General features: G+C 45.8%; 21 protein-coding genes. 1 reads left to right on the top strand and 20 read right to left on the bottom strand.

What is annotated here, in order from left to right; translation table 11 throughout:
* Positions 1-32: 32 nt before the first annotated feature.
* The 16 genes from atpG to ACZ5NG_RS11630 form a co-directional block, all read right to left on the bottom strand.
* On the bottom strand, positions 33-908 hold the full coding sequence (gene atpG / locus ACZ5NG_RS11705) for an ATP synthase F1 subunit gamma (RefSeq protein WP_464251957.1): 876 nt from the start codon (positions 906-908) through the stop codon (positions 33-35).
* A 35-nt stretch (positions 909-943) separates the two neighbouring features.
* Positions 944-2,449, bottom strand: coding sequence for a F0F1 ATP synthase subunit alpha (atpA, locus tag ACZ5NG_RS11700; RefSeq protein WP_464251956.1), 1,506 nt, complete (start codon positions 2,447-2,449; stop codon positions 944-946).
* A gap of 24 nt (positions 2,450-2,473) precedes the next feature.
* The gene (locus ACZ5NG_RS11695; RefSeq protein WP_464251955.1) at positions 2,474-3,019 is read right to left on the bottom strand and encodes a F0F1 ATP synthase subunit delta; all 546 of its coding nucleotides are present in this window, start codon (positions 3,017-3,019) and stop codon (positions 2,474-2,476) included.
* Entirely contained in the window at positions 3,013-3,549 is a 537-nt protein-coding gene (gene atpF / locus ACZ5NG_RS11690) for a F0F1 ATP synthase subunit B (protein ID WP_464251954.1), read from the bottom strand. Before atpF ends, ACZ5NG_RS11695 begins: the two co-directional genes overlap by 7 nt.
* Before the next feature lie 124 nt (positions 3,550-3,673).
* On the bottom strand, positions 3,674-3,907 hold the full coding sequence (gene atpE / locus ACZ5NG_RS11685) for a F0F1 ATP synthase subunit C (protein ID WP_464251953.1): 234 nt from the start codon (positions 3,905-3,907) through the stop codon (positions 3,674-3,676).
* Positions 3,908-3,941: 34 nt separating this feature from the next.
* On the bottom strand, positions 3,942-4,697 hold the full coding sequence (gene atpB / locus ACZ5NG_RS11680) for a F0F1 ATP synthase subunit A (RefSeq protein WP_464251952.1): 756 nt from the start codon (positions 4,695-4,697) through the stop codon (positions 3,942-3,944).
* Positions 4,684-5,133: an ATP synthase subunit I gene (locus ACZ5NG_RS11675; RefSeq protein WP_464251951.1), complete on the bottom strand. Its 450-nt coding sequence runs from the start codon at positions 5,131-5,133 to the stop codon at positions 4,684-4,686. The genes atpB and ACZ5NG_RS11675 overlap by 14 nt, the downstream gene beginning before the upstream one ends.
* A 3-nt stretch (positions 5,134-5,136) precedes the next feature.
* Positions 5,137-5,430: an AtpZ/AtpI family protein gene (locus tag ACZ5NG_RS11670; protein ID WP_464251950.1), complete on the bottom strand. Its 294-nt coding sequence runs from the start codon at positions 5,428-5,430 to the stop codon at positions 5,137-5,139.
* 239 nt (positions 5,431-5,669) lie between these two features.
* Complete coding sequence (wecB, locus tag ACZ5NG_RS11665) at positions 5,670-6,818, bottom strand: non-hydrolyzing UDP-N-acetylglucosamine 2-epimerase (RefSeq protein ID WP_464251949.1); 1,149 nt, start codon at positions 6,816-6,818, stop codon at positions 5,670-5,672.
* 19 nt (positions 6,819-6,837) lie between these two features.
* A complete protein-coding gene (locus tag ACZ5NG_RS11660; protein ID WP_464251948.1) occupies positions 6,838-7,149 on the bottom strand; it encodes a MazG-like family protein in 312 nt (103 codons plus the stop codon).
* A 454-nt stretch (positions 7,150-7,603) separates the two neighbouring features.
* Positions 7,604-8,059 carry a deoxycytidylate deaminase gene (locus ACZ5NG_RS11655; RefSeq protein ID WP_464253168.1) on the bottom strand — a complete coding sequence of 152 codons (456 nt, stop codon included), beginning with the start codon at positions 8,057-8,059 and terminating at the stop codon, positions 7,604-7,606.
* Between the two features lie 148 nt (positions 8,060-8,207).
* On the bottom strand, positions 8,208-9,455 hold the full coding sequence (locus tag ACZ5NG_RS11650) for a serine hydroxymethyltransferase (RefSeq protein ID WP_464251947.1): 1,248 nt from the start codon (positions 9,453-9,455) through the stop codon (positions 8,208-8,210).
* 32 nt (positions 9,456-9,487) lie between these two features.
* On the bottom strand, positions 9,488-9,943 hold the full coding sequence (gene rpiB, locus ACZ5NG_RS11645) for a ribose 5-phosphate isomerase B (protein WP_464251946.1): 456 nt from the start codon (positions 9,941-9,943) through the stop codon (positions 9,488-9,490).
* A 37-nt stretch (positions 9,944-9,980) separates the two neighbouring features.
* Entirely contained in the window at positions 9,981-10,466 is a 486-nt protein-coding gene (locus ACZ5NG_RS11640; RefSeq protein WP_464251945.1) for a low molecular weight protein arginine phosphatase, read from the bottom strand.
* A 387-nt stretch (positions 10,467-10,853) separates the two neighbouring features.
* Positions 10,854-11,393 (bottom strand): manganese efflux pump MntP, encoded by a 540-nt coding sequence (locus tag ACZ5NG_RS11635; RefSeq protein WP_464251944.1) that lies wholly within the window; start codon positions 11,391-11,393, stop codon positions 10,854-10,856.
* A 31-nt stretch (positions 11,394-11,424) separates the two neighbouring features.
* The gene (locus ACZ5NG_RS11630; RefSeq protein ID WP_464251943.1) at positions 11,425-12,489 is read right to left on the bottom strand and encodes an L-threonylcarbamoyladenylate synthase; all 1,065 of its coding nucleotides are present in this window, start codon (positions 12,487-12,489) and stop codon (positions 11,425-11,427) included.
* A gap of 105 nt (positions 12,490-12,594) precedes the next feature.
* Here ACZ5NG_RS11630 and ACZ5NG_RS11625 point away from each other — a divergent pair, with 105 nt between their 5' ends.
* Positions 12,595-13,272, top strand: coding sequence for a nickel/cobalt transporter (locus ACZ5NG_RS11625; RefSeq protein WP_464251942.1), 678 nt, complete (start codon positions 12,595-12,597; stop codon positions 13,270-13,272).
* Here the strand turns inward: ACZ5NG_RS11625 and prmC are convergent.
* The 4 genes from prmC to ACZ5NG_RS11605 all read right to left on the bottom strand — a co-directional run bounded on the left by prmC (position 13,269) and on the right by ACZ5NG_RS11605 (position 16,873).
* Entirely contained in the window at positions 13,269-14,126 is an 858-nt protein-coding gene (gene prmC, locus ACZ5NG_RS11620) for a peptide chain release factor N(5)-glutamine methyltransferase (RefSeq protein ID WP_464251941.1), read from the bottom strand. The genes ACZ5NG_RS11625 and prmC overlap by 4 nt on opposite strands.
* A gap of 5 nt (positions 14,127-14,131) precedes the next feature.
* A complete protein-coding gene (gene prfA / locus ACZ5NG_RS11615; RefSeq protein ID WP_464251940.1) occupies positions 14,132-15,199 on the bottom strand; it encodes a peptide chain release factor 1 in 1,068 nt (355 codons plus the stop codon).
* Positions 15,200-15,312: 113 nt separating this feature from the next.
* Complete coding sequence (rpmE, locus tag ACZ5NG_RS11610; protein WP_464251939.1) at positions 15,313-15,513, bottom strand: 50S ribosomal protein L31; 201 nt, start codon at positions 15,511-15,513, stop codon at positions 15,313-15,315.
* 97 nt (positions 15,514-15,610) lie between these two features.
* Positions 15,611-16,873 (bottom strand): radical SAM family protein, encoded by a 1,263-nt coding sequence (locus ACZ5NG_RS11605; protein WP_464251938.1) that lies wholly within the window; start codon positions 16,871-16,873, stop codon positions 15,611-15,613.
* Between the last annotated feature and the right edge of the window lie 38 nt (positions 16,874-16,911).

Below are 16,911 nucleotides of genomic sequence, written 5' to 3'. Positions count from 1 at the left end.
TCCTTGCGTGTCAGATTTATAGCGCAAATATATTATTCTAGTGCCGCTGCACCACCGACAATTTCGGCGATCTCTGTGGTAATAGCAGCTTGACGGGCACGGTTCAATGACAGGGTTAGTCTGTCGATCATATCGCTGGCGTTCTTGGTAGCAGAGTCCATAGCGGTCATGGTGGCAGCAAATTCGCCTGCTTTGGACTCTAACATCGCCCGAAAAACGTTTATCTCAACATATTTCGGCAGAAGTTCGCCAAGAACGGATTCTGCATCCGGCTCGAAAATGTAGGATACCATTTCTTTTTTCTCTTTATCTTCGCCCTCAGCTGTTTGTTCTTCCATGTTTTCAATGGGTAACAGCTTAATTACTTTCGGACGTTGAGTCAAAACATTGACAAACTCATTGAAAATGAGGAATACTTGGTCGAACTCGCCTTCAGTATATTTTTTAATGACATACTGAGCAATTTCTTTTGCTTTGCTAAAGCTGACACTTGTGCCGAGTCCAACATGCTGTGCAACTATATTGGCATTGCGCCGTCTAAAGTGGTCACGACCTTTGCGCCCAACTGCTATCAATGCCGGTTGATCGTGTTTGCTAAGCTCTTTTGTAGCCAAACGGATTACGTTGGCATTGAAGCCACCACACAGACCTTTGTCGGCTGTAATGATGATATAGGCAGTCTTTTTAGGTTCACGTACTTCTAATAATGGGTGTTTGACGCCACCGCCGGCTGCAGAGCTTACCCGCCCCAGCACAGCGCTAAACTTTACGGCATAAGGCCGGGCAGCGGTGGCTGCCTCTTGGGCGCGGCGCAGTTTCGCCGCAGCCACAACTTTCATGGCCTTGGTAATTTGCTGGGTACTCTTAATACTCTTAATCCGGCGTCGAATATCACGTGCACTCTGCATAAAATCTCACCACCTTATTCTTCATACCGCCAACTTTATACAAAGGTCTTCTTAAATTCTTCAATGGCAGCTTTCAGTTGTTCCTCAACTTCCGGTTTAATTTCTTTATTGGTTTTTATTGATTGAGGAATTTCCGGCTTGTTACTGCGGATGTACTGCAGCAAGCCCTCTTCAAAAGAGCCTACTTTTTCTACCGGCAGATCATCCAGATAGCCGCGAACAGCAGTAAAGATTGAGATAACTTGCTCTTCAACGGGCATCGGCTGATACTGTTTTTGTTTTAAAATTTCCATTGAACGGGCACCACGAATAAGTCTTGCCTGGGTAGCTTTGTCCAAGTCTGAACCAAACTGAGCGAAGGCAGCCAGCTCACGGTACTGAGCTAAGTCCAAACGCAGTGTACCCGCTACCTGTTTCATCGCTTTAATTTGTGCCGCACCACCAACCCGGGATACTGACAAACCTACGTCAATCGCCGGACGCATACCGGCGTTAAACAGGTCGGTATCTAAGAAGATTTGGCCGTCGGTAATCGAAATAACGTTGGTAGGAATGTAGGCCGACACGTCACCGGCTTGGGTTTCAATAATCGGCAGAGCGGTTAATGAACCACCGCCATAATTTTCATTCATTTTAGCGGCACGCTCTAACAGACGAGAGTGCAGATAGAATACGTCACCGGGATATGCTTCACGGCCGGGCGGACGGCGTAACAGCAGTGATAATTCACGATAAGCAGCAGCTTGTTTAGACAAGTCGTCGTAAATAATCAGCACGTCTTTACCTTGTTCCATAAATTCTTCGCCCATAGCGCATCCGGCATATGGTGCAATGTACAATAGCGGTGCAGGCTCACTCGCAGTAGCGGTTACTACGATAGTGTAATCCATAGCACCGTGTTGTTCCAGGATATTAACTACGTTAGCAACTGTAGAAGCCTTTTGACCTACAGCTACGTAGATACAAATCATTTCTTGGTCTTTTTGGTTGATAATGGTGTCAATAGCAATGGCCGTTTTACCGGTTTGACGGTCACCGATAATTAACTCACGCTGACCCCGGCCAATAGGAATCATGGAGTCAATAGCTTTTAAACCGGTCTGCATCGGCTGGTGTACCGATCTACGGGTAATAATACCGGGAGCAATTCTTTCAATCGGGCGATATTTATCAGACTTAATAGGACCTTTGCCGTCAACAGGCTGACCCAGCGGGTTTACTACACGGCCGATCAGTGCATCTCCGACGGGAACGGAGATAATACGACCGGTACGCTTAACGGTGTCACCTTCTTTAATGTGAGTATAGGGGCCCATGATAACGCAACCAATGTTATCTTCTTCCAGGTTGAGGGCCATACCCAAGGTACCACCGGGGAATTCCAGCAATTCACTGGCCATACAGTCTTCCAGGCCATGTACACGTGCAATACCGTCACCAACAGTAATAACGGTACCCACATCGGTTACTTCAACTTGAGCCTGATATTTTTCGATCTGCTGCCTGATAATAGAGCTGATCTCTTCAGGTCGCAAACTCATTTACTGGTTCACCCCTATCTATATTTAACTTGTTTTGGACATGAGGCGTGCTTTGAGGGATTCAAGTCTATATTTAACACTGCCGTCTATGACTTTATCCCCAATACGAACCACCAGGCCGCCGATCAATGAGGCATCCACCTTGTATTCGGGGCTGACCTCTTTGCCGGCCAGGCGGTTTAAAACTTTGGCCAATTCTTTCTTTTGGTCAGCACTAAGTTCTTTAGCCGAAATTACTTCAGCTTCCACTATATTGCGCGCTGCGTTGGCCAAGTTTATAAATTCATCTACAATTGCGCTTAAATAAATTTCACGATGACGATCAACTATTAAGTACAAAAAGTTCAATGTTGTTTCCGAAACGCGGTTTTCAAAAAGTTCTTTAAAAATTTGGTGCTTTTCTGCAACGGTAATTTGCGGATGGTAAAGAACCCGTTGCAAGCCGCGTTCGTTTTTAACAATCTCAGATACGGCTTTAAGTTCTTCCTCCATTTTGTCCAGGGCGTTTTTTTCTTGAGCAAGCTCAAAAAGCGCCTGGGCATATCTTTTTGCCACAGCTCTTACTAACATGGCAATTTACCTGCCTCATCTACGAACTTTTTAACCAAGTCATCTTGAACGTCATCGGTAATTTTTTCAGAAACAATTTTCGAAGCTACCAAAATAGATAAGCTGGCAACTTCGTTTTTCAGTTCGGCAATGGCTTTTTCGCGTTCCATTTGAATTTCTTGGAGAGAACTTTCTTTAATACGAGTAGCTTCGGACTTAGCCGCTTCTATAATTTTAGCAGCCTCTTGCTCAGCTGTTTTGGTCGCCCTTTGAATAATTAACTGAGCTTCTTCTCTCGCATTAGCCAAATCAGCCTGTAATTGTGCTTGCAGTTTTTCAGCCTCAGCACGGCTTTGTTCAGCCGCGGCAATGTCGTCGCCAATTTTCTGCCGGCGCTGATCGATTACTCTTACTAACGGCTTCCAAACTACCAAGCGCAGGAAAATTAAAAGTACTACAAAGTTAAATATCTGCGCAAGCAAAGTAGCGTTAAACAGCAGCGGACCGCTTTCGCTAGCTGCGCGGGCAACTTCAATGGCCTGCAGTTCCACGTGTTCCCCTCCTTCCATCATCAGCGGAACAAAATTAAGGGTATAGCAGGTCAGAGGTTTAATAACTAAACTTAACCTGCTACGCCCCTTTGCTCACAAATACTAGATAAGTACGAGAGCAGTATTACACAGCTTTACCGATAAGCATAAACGCAATAACGATTGTGATAATGGGAAGAGCCTCGATCAAACCAACGGAAATAAACATTGTAACTTGTAGCGGACCTCTTGCCTCCGGTTGACGGGCAATACCTTCTACTGTTCTACCGGTAACCAAACCGTCACCGATACCGGCGCCGAGTGATGCCAGGCCAGCAGCAATAGCAGCGCCCAAAGCAGCAGCAGCGTTTAATTCCATTCAGTTCCCCTCCTTTCAAATAATTTTCCAAATGTTAATGTTTATTACACGCTTGTGATGTGTAAACAATGGTTAGCATACTGAATACAAATGCTTGGATTGTACCAACAAAGATACTGAAGAGCAGCCAAGCCAATGATGCAGTAAATCCGCCTAAAAGTGTTGCGCCTAGCGGAATTAAGCCTAATAATACGGCAATCATTACTTCACCGGCGTAGATGTTACCAAATAGACGGAAAGCGAGAGTAACCGGCTTAGCCAGTTCTTCAATAATGGTTAACGGCAGGAAGAACGGGAAGGGCTCAAGATAATGCTTGAAGTATCCAGCCCCTTTGTCTTTTATGCCTAAAATTTGTACCAGTATAAATACCATTATTGCCAGACCCGCAGTAGTGTTAACATCTGCTGTGGGTGACATCATTGTCGGGCACAAGCCCAACATGTTGGAAAATAATATGAATGTAAACAAAGTGGCAATGAAAGTTACAATCGAGGCGGCACGTTTTTCATCAGTAACGGTGTCAAAAATGAGCCCTTTTAGAAAGTCGTAGACGCTTTCAAAGACTACCTGCCATCGGCCGGGCTTTTCCAGGCTTAAATTCCTAGTGGCCACATAACCGACTATCAATATAATAGCCATGATAATCCAAGTCATGACAAGGGTTTTTACATTGACATCTACGGCAAAGTTTCCGATATAGCCTAAGTTAGTAGGCCCGTGAGCGGCTTCACCAAGAATTCTTTCCCATATTACGCCTATCTCCGCATGGACTTCATCAAGACTCTTCATCAAGTTTCCCCCCCTTCACATATTTATTTTTCATAGCTGAATAAGTCCTGTAATCTTTAATTACGCTGATGTTAAAGTCAAATACCGTGACTATAGGAGCAATAAATATACCAAATGCCACCCCGTATATATCTAATACGTCAGTTATTATAGAAAAAGACAGGACTGCCATAATCAGCAATAAACGCATAATAAAGCCCTGGCGCATAAAAGCAATTGCCTTATTTGTAGGCATGTCTGCTATGTGCTTCATCCGATTATAGATAAGATAACTATTAATAATACTGACGACTGTACCAATAAGCAGCCCCCAGCTAAAAGGGGAAGGATTTATGAGTACGCCGATAGCAATAAAAAAGCCAATTGCAGCGGTGATTTTGACGGTACGTTTGAGTTGAACGTCTACAGTTCTAACGTTATATAAGAAGTCAAGCATTGGTTATTTCACATCCTTTTTTCTGCGACCTTTGCTGCCATTATCATTCTTAAAGAATGCGTTTAGTGTGTTTACTATGCCAAAAATACCCACACCCAGGCCCAGCAAAATAAAGATTACCAAAAATATGGGTTCTGTATCAAGTTTATTATCGATAAAACGACCGATATAAAAACCCAAAACCGTTGCAATGGCCAGCTCAGTGCCAATGGTAGTAGTTACGGCAATGGCCTGGACTACAGGGTGTCTGCTTGACCCATTTTTATTTGTACGCTTGCTTTGGTTATTTATGACCACATTAACTCCTTTTTTCACTAATGGATAGGCAAAAAAAGGTTCTTGAGGAACGCGTTGGAAAAAACTAATTGCATTTTTTTATATAAATTGGTTCCGCTTTAGAAAATATTCTAAATACTTGTTCTACATAAAAAAATTTATTCCTTCTTAATCGTTGTTAGAATTTTAATTTTTTTTCTTACTATACCGAGATTTCGAGGGATTTATACAAAAATGGAAATTTTTCAAAAAAATTGCTTTTATTTATAGACAAACTCCTCTGGCGGCTTTTCTCGCAAGTTAAATTTGTAACAAATTGCTTGAGTAATCCTTAAAGAAGCTAAACCGTCTCCGTAAGGATTAACCGCTTCCGCCATTTTATTGTAAGCCGCAGGGTCTTCTAACAATTCCCGCGTGTGGCGGAGAACCGCATCCTTTTGGGTGCCGATTAAGCGCACTGTACCGGCCTGCACCGCTTCAGGACGCTCGGTAGTATCCCGCAGCACTAATACCGGCTTACCCAATGCCGGGGCTTCTTCCTGCATTCCGCCGGAATCCGTCAGCACCAGATAACAGCGCTGCATTAGGTTAATAAAGGGCTGGTAATCTAAAGGCTCAATTAAATGCACCCGCGGTGTTGCCCCCAGCACTTGCTGGGCCATGCCGCGCACAGCCGGATTTTTGTGCACGGGGAAAACTATTTCTACATCGGGATAGTTGTCGACAATATCCCGCAAAGCTAAATAAATTTCCCGCATGGGTTCCCCTAAATTTTCACGGCGGTGTGTGGTTACCAGCAGCACCCTTTTTTGGCGAAAATCAATGCTGTCCAGCTCACGGTGGTTAAAGGTGTAATCTTCCCGCACGGTGGCCTTTAAGGCATCAATCACCGTATTGCCGGTAACAAAAATACTTTTGGCGTCTATACCTTCACGCAGCAAGTTTTCTTTGGCCTTAGCCGTAGGGGCAAAGTGTAAATCAGCCAGCACCCCGGTAAGGCGGCGGTTCATTTCTTCAGGATAGGGCGAATATTTGTTGTTTGTACGCAATCCCGCTTCCACATGACCGACGGGAATTTGTTTGTAAAATGCGGCCAGTGAGGCCACAAAGGTGGTGGAAGTATCGCCGTGCACCAGCACTAAGTCGGGTTTGGCCTGATCTAAAACATCTTTTAAGCCGGTAAGGGCCCGGGTAGTGATGTCAAATAATGTTTGACCGGTTTTCATTATGTTTAAGTCGTAGTCGGGCTTAATTTGAAAAAGTTTCAGCACCTGATCTAACATTTCCCGGTGCTGAGCCGTTACTGCTACTTGGGTATTTATACCTTCCGTTTGTTGCAGCGCCAATACTAAAGGGGCCATTTTAATGGCCTCCGGTCTGGTTCCGAACACTGTAAGTACTTTTAACATTGATATATGTAATCCTTCCTTATTCTTTGATATAACGCTTTCTTTTTAGTTTCTCGATGTGTTGTGCATAAGCTTGCTCAATGTTGACGTTGTGCTGCTCTTCTAAAACAAACATCATCGAAACCGCTGTTTGGGCAACGTCTAAAAGTTCTTTAGCAATTAGCTGCATGGCTTGCTGTTCGTCAAGGCGAGAAGCTTCGCCGCTCAGCCCTCTTAATTTGCCAATAGCCTGTGCCAACTCACCGGCTTCTTCCATTAGCTTTAATGCAGTGGATTCCAGCGTTGGCGAAAGGTTGTTCAGTTTTGGCAAAGATATATTTTTAGTTTGCAAATTAAGCACCGTCCATATTATACCAATAAGCTTTTGCCATTATTCGGCAAATTAACTTTAAATTTCAGACTAACTTCATAACACTTCTACCTTATTAGCAAAACTCCTGCTTTTTGGTTTTGCCCTCATCTATTTAGGGGACGGTTCTCTGTTTCACAAGGACAGAAAACAAGGCCGCCCCTTCTTACAGCTACAGGGTTTGTTAAACTTAACGGCATGAATCGGCCCCACATTAAATAGAAAAACTTACTAAATAAAACGTAGGGGCGGGGAAGCAACCCCGCCTTTTTTATAAATAAAACAGATAAAAAAAAGACGCCTATAAGGCGCCCAAGCAATAGGATTATTTTTTGCGGATTTGACGTTGGTTATATTATAATACGTTGTTTTTACACATATTTAAACACTTATTACATTGTGTTTACAAATTGTTAAGAAAGTGTTACAATCTGCCTTATTTGTTTGCATCACCTGTAAAATGCACCAGTTCAACACCGGCCTCTGCAAACATTTGCCTCGCCATTTCATCGGGATAACTGCCGGCAAAAACTACGCGCTTAATACCGGCATTAATGATCATTTTGGCGCAAAGCACACATGGTTGGTGAGTGGTATAAATGGTTGAGCCTTCTATGGCCACACCATGCACCGCTGCTTGAATTAAGGCATTTTGTTCGGCGTGCAACCCGCGGCATAGCTCGTGCCGTTGGCCGGAAGGAATGTTTTGTTCATCCCGCAGGCAGCCGATTTCTAAGCAGTGTTTAAGCCCGGCAGGAGCGCCGTTGTAACCGCTGGCCAGAATGTGGTTGTCTTTTACCAATACGGCTCCCACCTGACGGCGCAGGCAGGTAGCCCGGGAGGCGATGACGTGAGCAATGTTCATAAAGTACTGATCCCAGGTAGGGCGCATATTCTTCAGCAACCTTTCTAGAAACAAGGGCAGGATTCTACCTCCTGCCCGTTTACCCAATGTAACGTTTTACAATGATATTTTCGGCCATTTCCTATATGATGATTTTATCGTTTATTGGTAAACTAGCGTTCAACGGCAAAAATTGTTACCACTGATACAGCGGATATTTTTCGCATAGGGCGTTGGCTTTGTTTTTGGCTGTTTGTACCGCTTCAGGGTTGTCTTTTTGGTTAATGGCCAAATCTATTATTTCGGCAATTACCGCCATATCTTCTTCAACCATGCCCCGGGTGGTTACTGCCGGGGTACCGATTCTAATACCGCTGGTAACAAAGGGTTTTTGCGGATCGAAGGGTATGGTGTTTTTGTTTACTGTAATGTTAACTTTTTCCAGTAAACCTTCTGCTTCTTTACCGGTAACGTTGTTGGGACGCAGATCGAGCAGCATCAGGTGGTTATCTGTACCACCGGAAACCAATTTAAAGCCTCTTTCCACTAAAGCGGCTGCCAAAGCCTGAGCATTATTGACTATTTGCTGCTGGTAAGCTTTAAATTCCGGTTTCAAGGCTTCACCAAAGGCTACCGCTTTGCCGGCAATTACGTGCATCAGCGGGCCCCCTTGGATGCCGGGGAAAATTGCCTTATCAATATCTTTAGCGTATTTTTCTTTGCATAAAATTGCCCCGCCCCGAGGGCCGCGCAGTGTTTTATGGGTAGTGGTGGTTACCACATCAGCATAAGGCACCGGATTCATATGCAACCCTGCCGCACATAAGCCGGCAATGTGGGCCATGTCTACCATCAGGTAAGCATCAACTTCTTGCGCTATTTCGGAGATAGTTTTAAAATCAATTTCACGCGGATAGGCACTGGCACCGGCTACAATCATTTTCGGCCGGTGTTTAAGCGCCAGGGAACGCAAGTTATCGTAATCAATGCGCTCAGTTTCTTCATCCACGCCGTAAGCTACAATATTGAAGTACTTGCCGGATATATTTACCGGGCTGCCATGGGTAAGGTGTCCGCCGTGAGATAAGTTCATGCCCAGTATAGTGTCACCCGGTTTGAGCAGGGCAAAGTACACCGCAAGGTTGGCATTGGCTCCGGAATGTGGCTGCACGTTAACGTGCTCTGCCCCAAAGAGCTTTTTCAGGCGCTCACGTGCCAGTTCCTCAGCAACATCAACAAATTCACAACCGCCATAGTAGCGTTTGCCGGGGTAACCCTCGGCATACTTATTGGTAAGCACCGAACCCATTGCTTCCAGCACTGCCCGGCTGACAAAGTTCTCAGAAGCAATCAGTTCAATAGTATGGCGCTGGCGATCGAGTTCATTTGATATTGCTGCGTAAAGTTCAGGATCTACTTCCGCTAAATGTCTTGTATCCGCCAATGTGATTATCTCCCTTCATAAAAATTGTAGATTTATTTTATACTGTATTTTTTCTCAATTTCAGTTATCTTTTCTACGCGACGGGCATGCCGGCCGCCGGCAAATTCTGTTTCCAAAAAGGTTTTTACTATTGCTTTAGCGGTATCACTGTCTATCACCCGCGAACCAAAGGCTAAAACATTGGCATTGTTATGCTCGCGGCACATTTGAGCAGTATATACATCATGGCAATTTGCCGCCCTAATACCCGGCACTTTGTTGGCAGCAATGCTGATCCCAATACCGGTACCGCAAATAATAATGCCCCGCTCTGCTTGACCGGAAGCAACCGCTTCAGCCACCTTAAGGGCCAGATCGGGGTAATCCACCGAGTCTTCAGAGTAGGTGCCATGGTCGGTAATTTCTATATTTCCGTATTCTTTAAGGTAGGCAATTATTTCTTTTTTTAGGTCAAATCCTGCGTGATCTGAGCCAATAGCCAGTTTCAAGTTTAATTCCCCTTTCGCGGTATATGATTATAACGAATTAGTGGTTCTCCATTTCTTGAGTCTTTCCTTCATGTTCTTCTAATATTTTTGTCAACGCTTTATTGATTAATGTTTCTAGGTGTGCCGCACATTCCTGGTAAACCTCTAAAGGCTGTCCAACGGGATCGGGAATATCCCCGGCGACACCGACATAATCCCCTAAAGTAAATACCTTATGCTCGGCATCGGGTGTTAATTGCAGCACCTGCTGCCGGTGAGCGTTTGTCATGGTGAGAACGATATCGGCTTTATCGACCAGTTCTTTGGTAAGTAGGGTGGCACTGTGGTTTTCAATGTTTATGCCTTTTTGTTTTAAGGTTTCAATGGCCTGCCAAGCAGCCGGAGCATTCGGACAGGCAAAAGTTCCGGCGGATTGTATTTCTATATCAATTTGCGGGTTTTTTTTGGCCAGTATGGCTTTGGCAAGGCCTTCGGCCATGCTGCTGCGGCAGGTATTGCCGGTACACACAAACATTATTCGCATATGACTGCGGTGTCACCCCCTATTTAGCCATTTATGTAATTTTTACAGAATTCAAGTGCAGGGAAGGATCTTGACTGCCAGTTTACGATAATAAGGCGGAAGAGGCAAGTGCGTGGGCTACAATTTTTTTGCCTGATCCTGTAAAGGCAAAACTCCCAACTTTGCCCATTTCGCTCAAGGGTTCCTTGGCGGGCCGGCCTGCTTGCCGGCCCTACATTTCAACCGATAATCTTACCTTTTGCCAATTGCACCATTGATTTTTTACATTTAACCATTAATGTAACTTATACAGAACCCAGGTTTAGTGAACAGTCTTGACTGTTCCTTTTTGCGATTTATGTAAGTATTTCCTTTCTTGCCACCCAGACAATTTAGGTATGTTTACCGTTAGAAAAACAATTTAATGCCGATGGCAATTAGGATTATACCTCCCACTATTTGTGCCCGGCTGCCGATTTTTTCACCGACAAAACGGCCAAAGCTTAAACCTAAATATGTCATTAAACCGGCTACAGCACCCATAATTAAAGCGGCCTGCACCAAGTTAACATCTAAAGTGCCGAGGGTAAAGCCAACACTTAAGGCATCCATGCTGACGCTGGCCGACAATACTAATAGGCCTCCGGTATTGGCCAACAGGATTTTTTGTTCGCCGGCCTCACCTTGAAGGGCTTCTTTAATCATGCGCAACCCTAAATATATCAACAGCAAAGCACCGACAATGGTTGCCGCCCGATCGACGAAGCTGCCGACAAATTCACCGACAAAATAACCAATTACCGGCATGACGATATGAAAAAATAAAATAGTAAAGGTTAATAAAAAAACTTGTTGCCTGGTTACCCCAGACATACCAATACCCACACACAAAGACATGGCATCGGTACCCAGTGCCGCTGCCAACAGTAGCAGTGTCGTTATCGTCATTCTTCTACCTCATTTGCTTTAAATTTAGCGTTTACACTTTAAGTACATTGCCGCCTGCCGCCCGACGCAAGCGATCCATTACTGCCCGGCCGATACCGTAAGTCGGCAGGCTTTCGGCAATAATTACATCTACACCGTAGTGGTCAAAACGGCGCAATAAATCATATAGAACGGCTGCAGCTGTCGCAGGCTGATTTCGGCTTCCGTAATTGGCAACGTATGCTCCGCTGTCGCAGTACTGATCTGCATTTTCCGCGCTGGTTAACACGCCGACATTTAAATTTTTTTGTCGGTACTCATCAATCAGCTTTTTTGTATGGTTGGCTATATGTTCTGCAGTACCTTCCAATAGTATTACGGGGGCTTTCGGCGAATAGTGCTTATATTTAACCCCCGGTGAACGGGGGGTAATATTTTTTTTATCACTTTCTATGGCCGGGTCATACTGCACTTCTTTGAGCACTTCTGACAGCTGCTCGGCAGTAACGCCGCCCGGGCGCAGTATTGTGGGTGTCGGGCCGGTAATATCCAGCACGGTGGATTCTATTCCCACGTTGGTGGGGCCGCCGTCCAGCACCCCGTGAATGCGGCCGTCTAAATCCTCCAGTACATGTTGGGCAGTGGTCGGACTGGGGCTGCCGGAAAGGTTGGCACTGGGGGCCACTATCGGCACGCCGGCAGCGGTAATTACCGCCTGGGCAACGGGATGATCCGGCATGCGTACCGCTACGGTATCTAACCCGGCGGTAACTTCTTTAGGCACGGCATTGGTTTTAGGCAGAACCAATGTAAGCGGGCCGGGCCAAAAGATGTTAATTAACCGCTCTGCCAGCGGTGAAGAAAGACGGGCAACATTATGTATTTCTGCAAAGTCAGCAATATGCACGATTAAGGGGTTGTCTTGGGGGCGGCCTTTAGCCTTAAAAATAGCGCCGACTGCTTCCGCATCAAGCGCATTGGCGCCCAAACCGTATACCGTTTCTGTCGGGAAAGCCACCAGCCCTCCCTGGCGCAAAATTTTTCCCGCTTCTTTAATTGCTGCCTTATCACTGCTGACATTGTTTATCTTCCAGTATTTGGTGCGTATATCTGACATTATCTGCCACCTCTTCTACTGCAGTAGTATATCACAAAATATATGGGCATAAAACTGAATCAAGTTAAATATTGATAAGCATATTAGTTTGTCCGGAGGTTTAATATGAGTTTTATTGTTATGCTTGTTTCCGCTTTTGGCATCGGAGCACTGCATGCGCTGGAGCCCGGTCACGGCAAGAGCATTATGGGGGCCTATTTGGTGCTTTCACGGGGTAGACCTATTCATGCCGTCGCCTTGGGGTTAACCTCGGCCATAACACATACTTTGGTAATTGTAACTATGTCGCTTATTAGCCACGGTGCACTAAATGCGGCTGTCGGACAGGGGGGACTGCCGGAACAGACGATGGAAACCTGGTTAAAAATCATTTCCGGGGTAATCATTACTTTTATTGGGTTAAAAATGGCTTTCCGCCGAAGGGTAGGCTGCAGCTGCCATCACGGGCACAACAGTGCTCCCGTCAGCGGAACGGTGGAATGGCCCACTTTAATTCTGTTGGGTTTTACCAATGGTTTAATTCCCTGCCCCAGCGCGCTGGCGGTGCTGTTAATGAGCATCAGTGCCGGGGCCTTGTTCAGCGGTTTGGTGTTGGTAGTAGCTTTTGGCATAGGAGGGGCGGTTTCGTTAATTGCCATTGGGTTAGTATTCTTAAAAATATCCCACCGGGCAGGGCACATGTTCAGCAATTCTGCCTGGAGCCGCCTGGCTAACGTCAGCGGGCTGCTGATTGCCGGCATTGGTTTTTTTACTTGTTATGGCGGCATTCAAGCCATTCTTTAGCATTTCATCGCTACTACCAGCCGCTCACGGTTGGCCAGGTCGTGGTAAAGTTTGGCCTGCCACTTAGGGGCAGCAACTAAGTCAAGTGTTTTTTGTCCTTGCCCGGGACCGATTTCCATCAGCAAATGTCCGCCCGGTTTAAGCAGTTTTTCTGCCTGCGGCACCAACAATCGATATAAGTCTAAGCCATCGGGGCCGCCGTCAAGGGCCAGCTGCGGCTCATTATGTACTTCTTTAGAAAGACCGGGGAGATCTCCGCTGGGCACGTAGGGTAAATTAGCGGCAATTAAATCTACCCCATTATCTTTTAAATATGCCTGTACCGGCTGCAGCAAGCTTCCTTCTAAAAAACAAACGCGGTCTTCCACCCCATGGGCGGCGGCATTGGTTTTGGCCACTGCCAACGCTGCCGGTGAAATATCCACCGCCAGCACCTGCACCCGGGGAACATAATGGGCAACACTCACGGCAATTGCCCCACTGCCTGTACCCACATCTACCATCATCGGCTTGGTGTTGTTTTTTTGCTGCAGCAGGTGAATTGCCGTTTCTACCAGCAGTTCGGTATCCGGACGGGGAATAAGCACTGCCGGTGTGACATTAAAGCTTAGCCCCATAAACTCCTTTTTGCCGATAAGGTAGGCTGTTGGCTGCCCGGCTATCCGTTTTTTTACTAGCTGCATGTAACGGTTTAGCAGTTCCGGCGGCAGTTCCCGTTGGGCTTTGGCATAAAGTGCCGCCCGGCTGCACTTTAAGACGTGGGCCAACAGCAGTTCTGCTTCTAAGCGCGGTGCGCCTATGTTATTTTGCTGCAATAAAACCCTGGCATTAGCCAGGGCTGTTTCAATATCCATATCTATTACTCCAGTTCTTGTAGTTTTTGTGCTTGATCAGCGGTTATCAGCGCGTCAATAATTTCCTGTAGTTGGCCCTGCAGTACGACATCCAGCTTATGCAGCGTTAAACCGATGCGGTGGTCGGTTACCCGGTTTTGCGGAAAGTTATAAGTACGGATTCGTTCGCTGCGGTCGCCGCTGCCGACCATCGACCGGCGGGCACCGGCAATTTCTTCCTGTTGTTCTTGCTGTGCTTTTTCCAGCAGTCTGGCCCGCAGCACTTTCATTGCTTTTTCTCTGTTTTTGTGCTGTGATTTTTCATCTTGCATAGACACCACAATACCGGTAGGCAGGTGAGTGATGCGTACTGCCGACTGGGTAGTGTTTACAGATTGCCCCCCGGGGCCGCTGGAGCAAAACAGGTCAATACGGATATCGTTGGGGTTAATCTCTACATCTACTTCTTCTGCTTCCGGCATTACAGCCACTGTAGCCGCCGAGGTGTGGATCCGCCCGCCGCTTTCGGTAACGGGCACCCGCTGTACCCGGTGCACACCGCTTTCAAATTTTAATGCACTGTAGGCACCTTTACCTTCAACCATAAAGATAATCTCTTTGATACCGTCCATATCGGTATAGTGGGTGCTCATAATATCTATCTTCCAGCCTCGCTCCTCAGCATAGCGGCTGTACATTCTAAACAGGTCGGCCGCAAAAAGGGCTGCTTCTTCACCGCCGGTACCGGCACGAATTTCTACAATTACGTTTTTCTCATCATTAGGATCTTTAGGCAGCAGCAAAATCTTTAATTTTTGCTCTAGTTCTTCTTTTTTTTCGCCAAGCTCTGCCAATTCCATTTCGGCCATTTCTTTTAGCTCTGCATCCTGCTCTTCTTTAAGCAACTGCTTGGTATCATCAATTTCTTGCATTGTTTTTTTGTATTCACGATATACCGTTACTATTTCTTCCAGTTCTGCATGGTTTTTAACATACTGCTGCCACCGTTTCCGATCGGCCATTACTTCGGGATCGGCAATTAATTTGCTTAACTCTTCGTATTTTTTTTCAATATGTTCAAGTTTATCTAACATGAAACTCTTCATCACCTTCTTCTAAACCGCTTTAGTGCAGTTATGGCTAAATCTGCGAAAAACCGTTTAATTTACTAAGAAAATAGCAGAGCATATCGCTCTGCTAACTGCCCTTACTTCAGGCCGTATTTTTTACGGAACTTGTCAGCACGTCCGCCGGTTTCAACATTGCGCTGCGCACCGGTGAAAAAGGGATGGCATTTGGAACAAATATCCACTTTCAGTTCTTTCTTGGTGGAACCGGTGGTAAAACTATTGCCGCAAACGCAAGTAACCGTAGCCTCGTAATATTGAGGGTGGATTTTTTCTTTCATTTTGAATTTCACCTCTTAAAATACTTGTTGAAAACTATACACATTATACACACTAGAGTATTTTAACATAGTTTTTTTCTATCTGCAACTTAATTTGTTAGGTATTATTTTTACGTACCGGCTTGGAGTAATTAGCGATAACAACATGGGGTAACTCTTCGCTCATTATTTTTAAAAAAGCAGTTATGCCCAAAGGTTCACCGCTGACAGGAGGAATTTTTTCAATTAAATAATCGGGATCGATATTTAAATTTCGGATCTGCACCATGTCAACTCCGGTTTCTTTTATCAGCTCAATCAAGCTTTCGGTTTCCCTTTCCCGATCAGTTAAGCCCGGTAAGGTGAGCAAATTCAGCGAGACATATACGCCTTTTTGTTTGGCGTATTTAATGCTTGCCTTTACGTTGGCCAAAGTATACCCTTTGGGGCGATAGTAAGCGTTGTATATGTCGGGATTAGCACTGATGATGCTCACTCTGACGGAATCTAAACCGGCATCGATAATTTTACTAACCCCGGCGGTGTACCCGGCATTGGAATTCATGTTAACCGTGCCTTGGTTTGTTTTATTCCGCATCTCTTTTATGGCCGCTGCAATGATGTCGGCTGCAATTGACGGTTCTCCTTCGCAGCCCTGGCCAAAGCTGATAATGGCCTCGGGAGCATTTTCTAAGTGATATGCACCTACTTCTACGATCTCCTGCAGGCTTGGCCGAAAGGTAAGCCGAGACTGGGGAGAAGGACAGCACTCTGCAGGCTGCAGGGATATACAGCCTAAGCAGGCAGCGTTACAAGTAGGTGAAACGGGCAGGCCGCCCTCCCAACGGGTGTAAAATATGTTTTGCGCGGTATAGCAGCAGTAGTCGGTTGAGCATTTGGCCAAATGTTTGAGCAGTCGGTTTTCCGGGTGGATATTTATTCGCTTTTCAATTAAAGCCGGAAGCTCCGGGCCGCTATAGTGTTCGGGAGCCCATTTATCAAGCTCATCAGTCTGAAGGGCTGCCACATAAAGCTGTTCTCCTTTACAAACTACGGCAGCGTAACCTAAAAGCGGCAAGGGCTTATCATCTTCCCGCCGGTATGCCGGCAGCAGTGTGCGGGTATAACCTTGAGGCAGTGTGGCTGCTACGGCATAAGCAGCTCCTTCGCCGTACGGGTTTTGCTTCATCAGTGTAAAGCCGCCCTGCCGGTTGATTCCGATAGGCATGCCGCCGGGTATCATTACCAAGCCTGCGCCCTCAGGCAGCGGTATTAGGTCTTCATCGATAATTTCTACGTAGCGATCCCAGGCCCGTCCCACCGCGTTTAGGGGGTAATCGAAAAATTCGCCCTTTTCATTAGCAAAAAGCAGTTTGTACATGGGGTGCTCCTTTTAATTTTGGTATATAGCGCATTATA

The sequence above is a fragment of the Desulfovectis peckii genome, from assembly GCF_055391705.1.
This window is presented reverse-complemented; position numbering and strand designations above follow the sequence as displayed.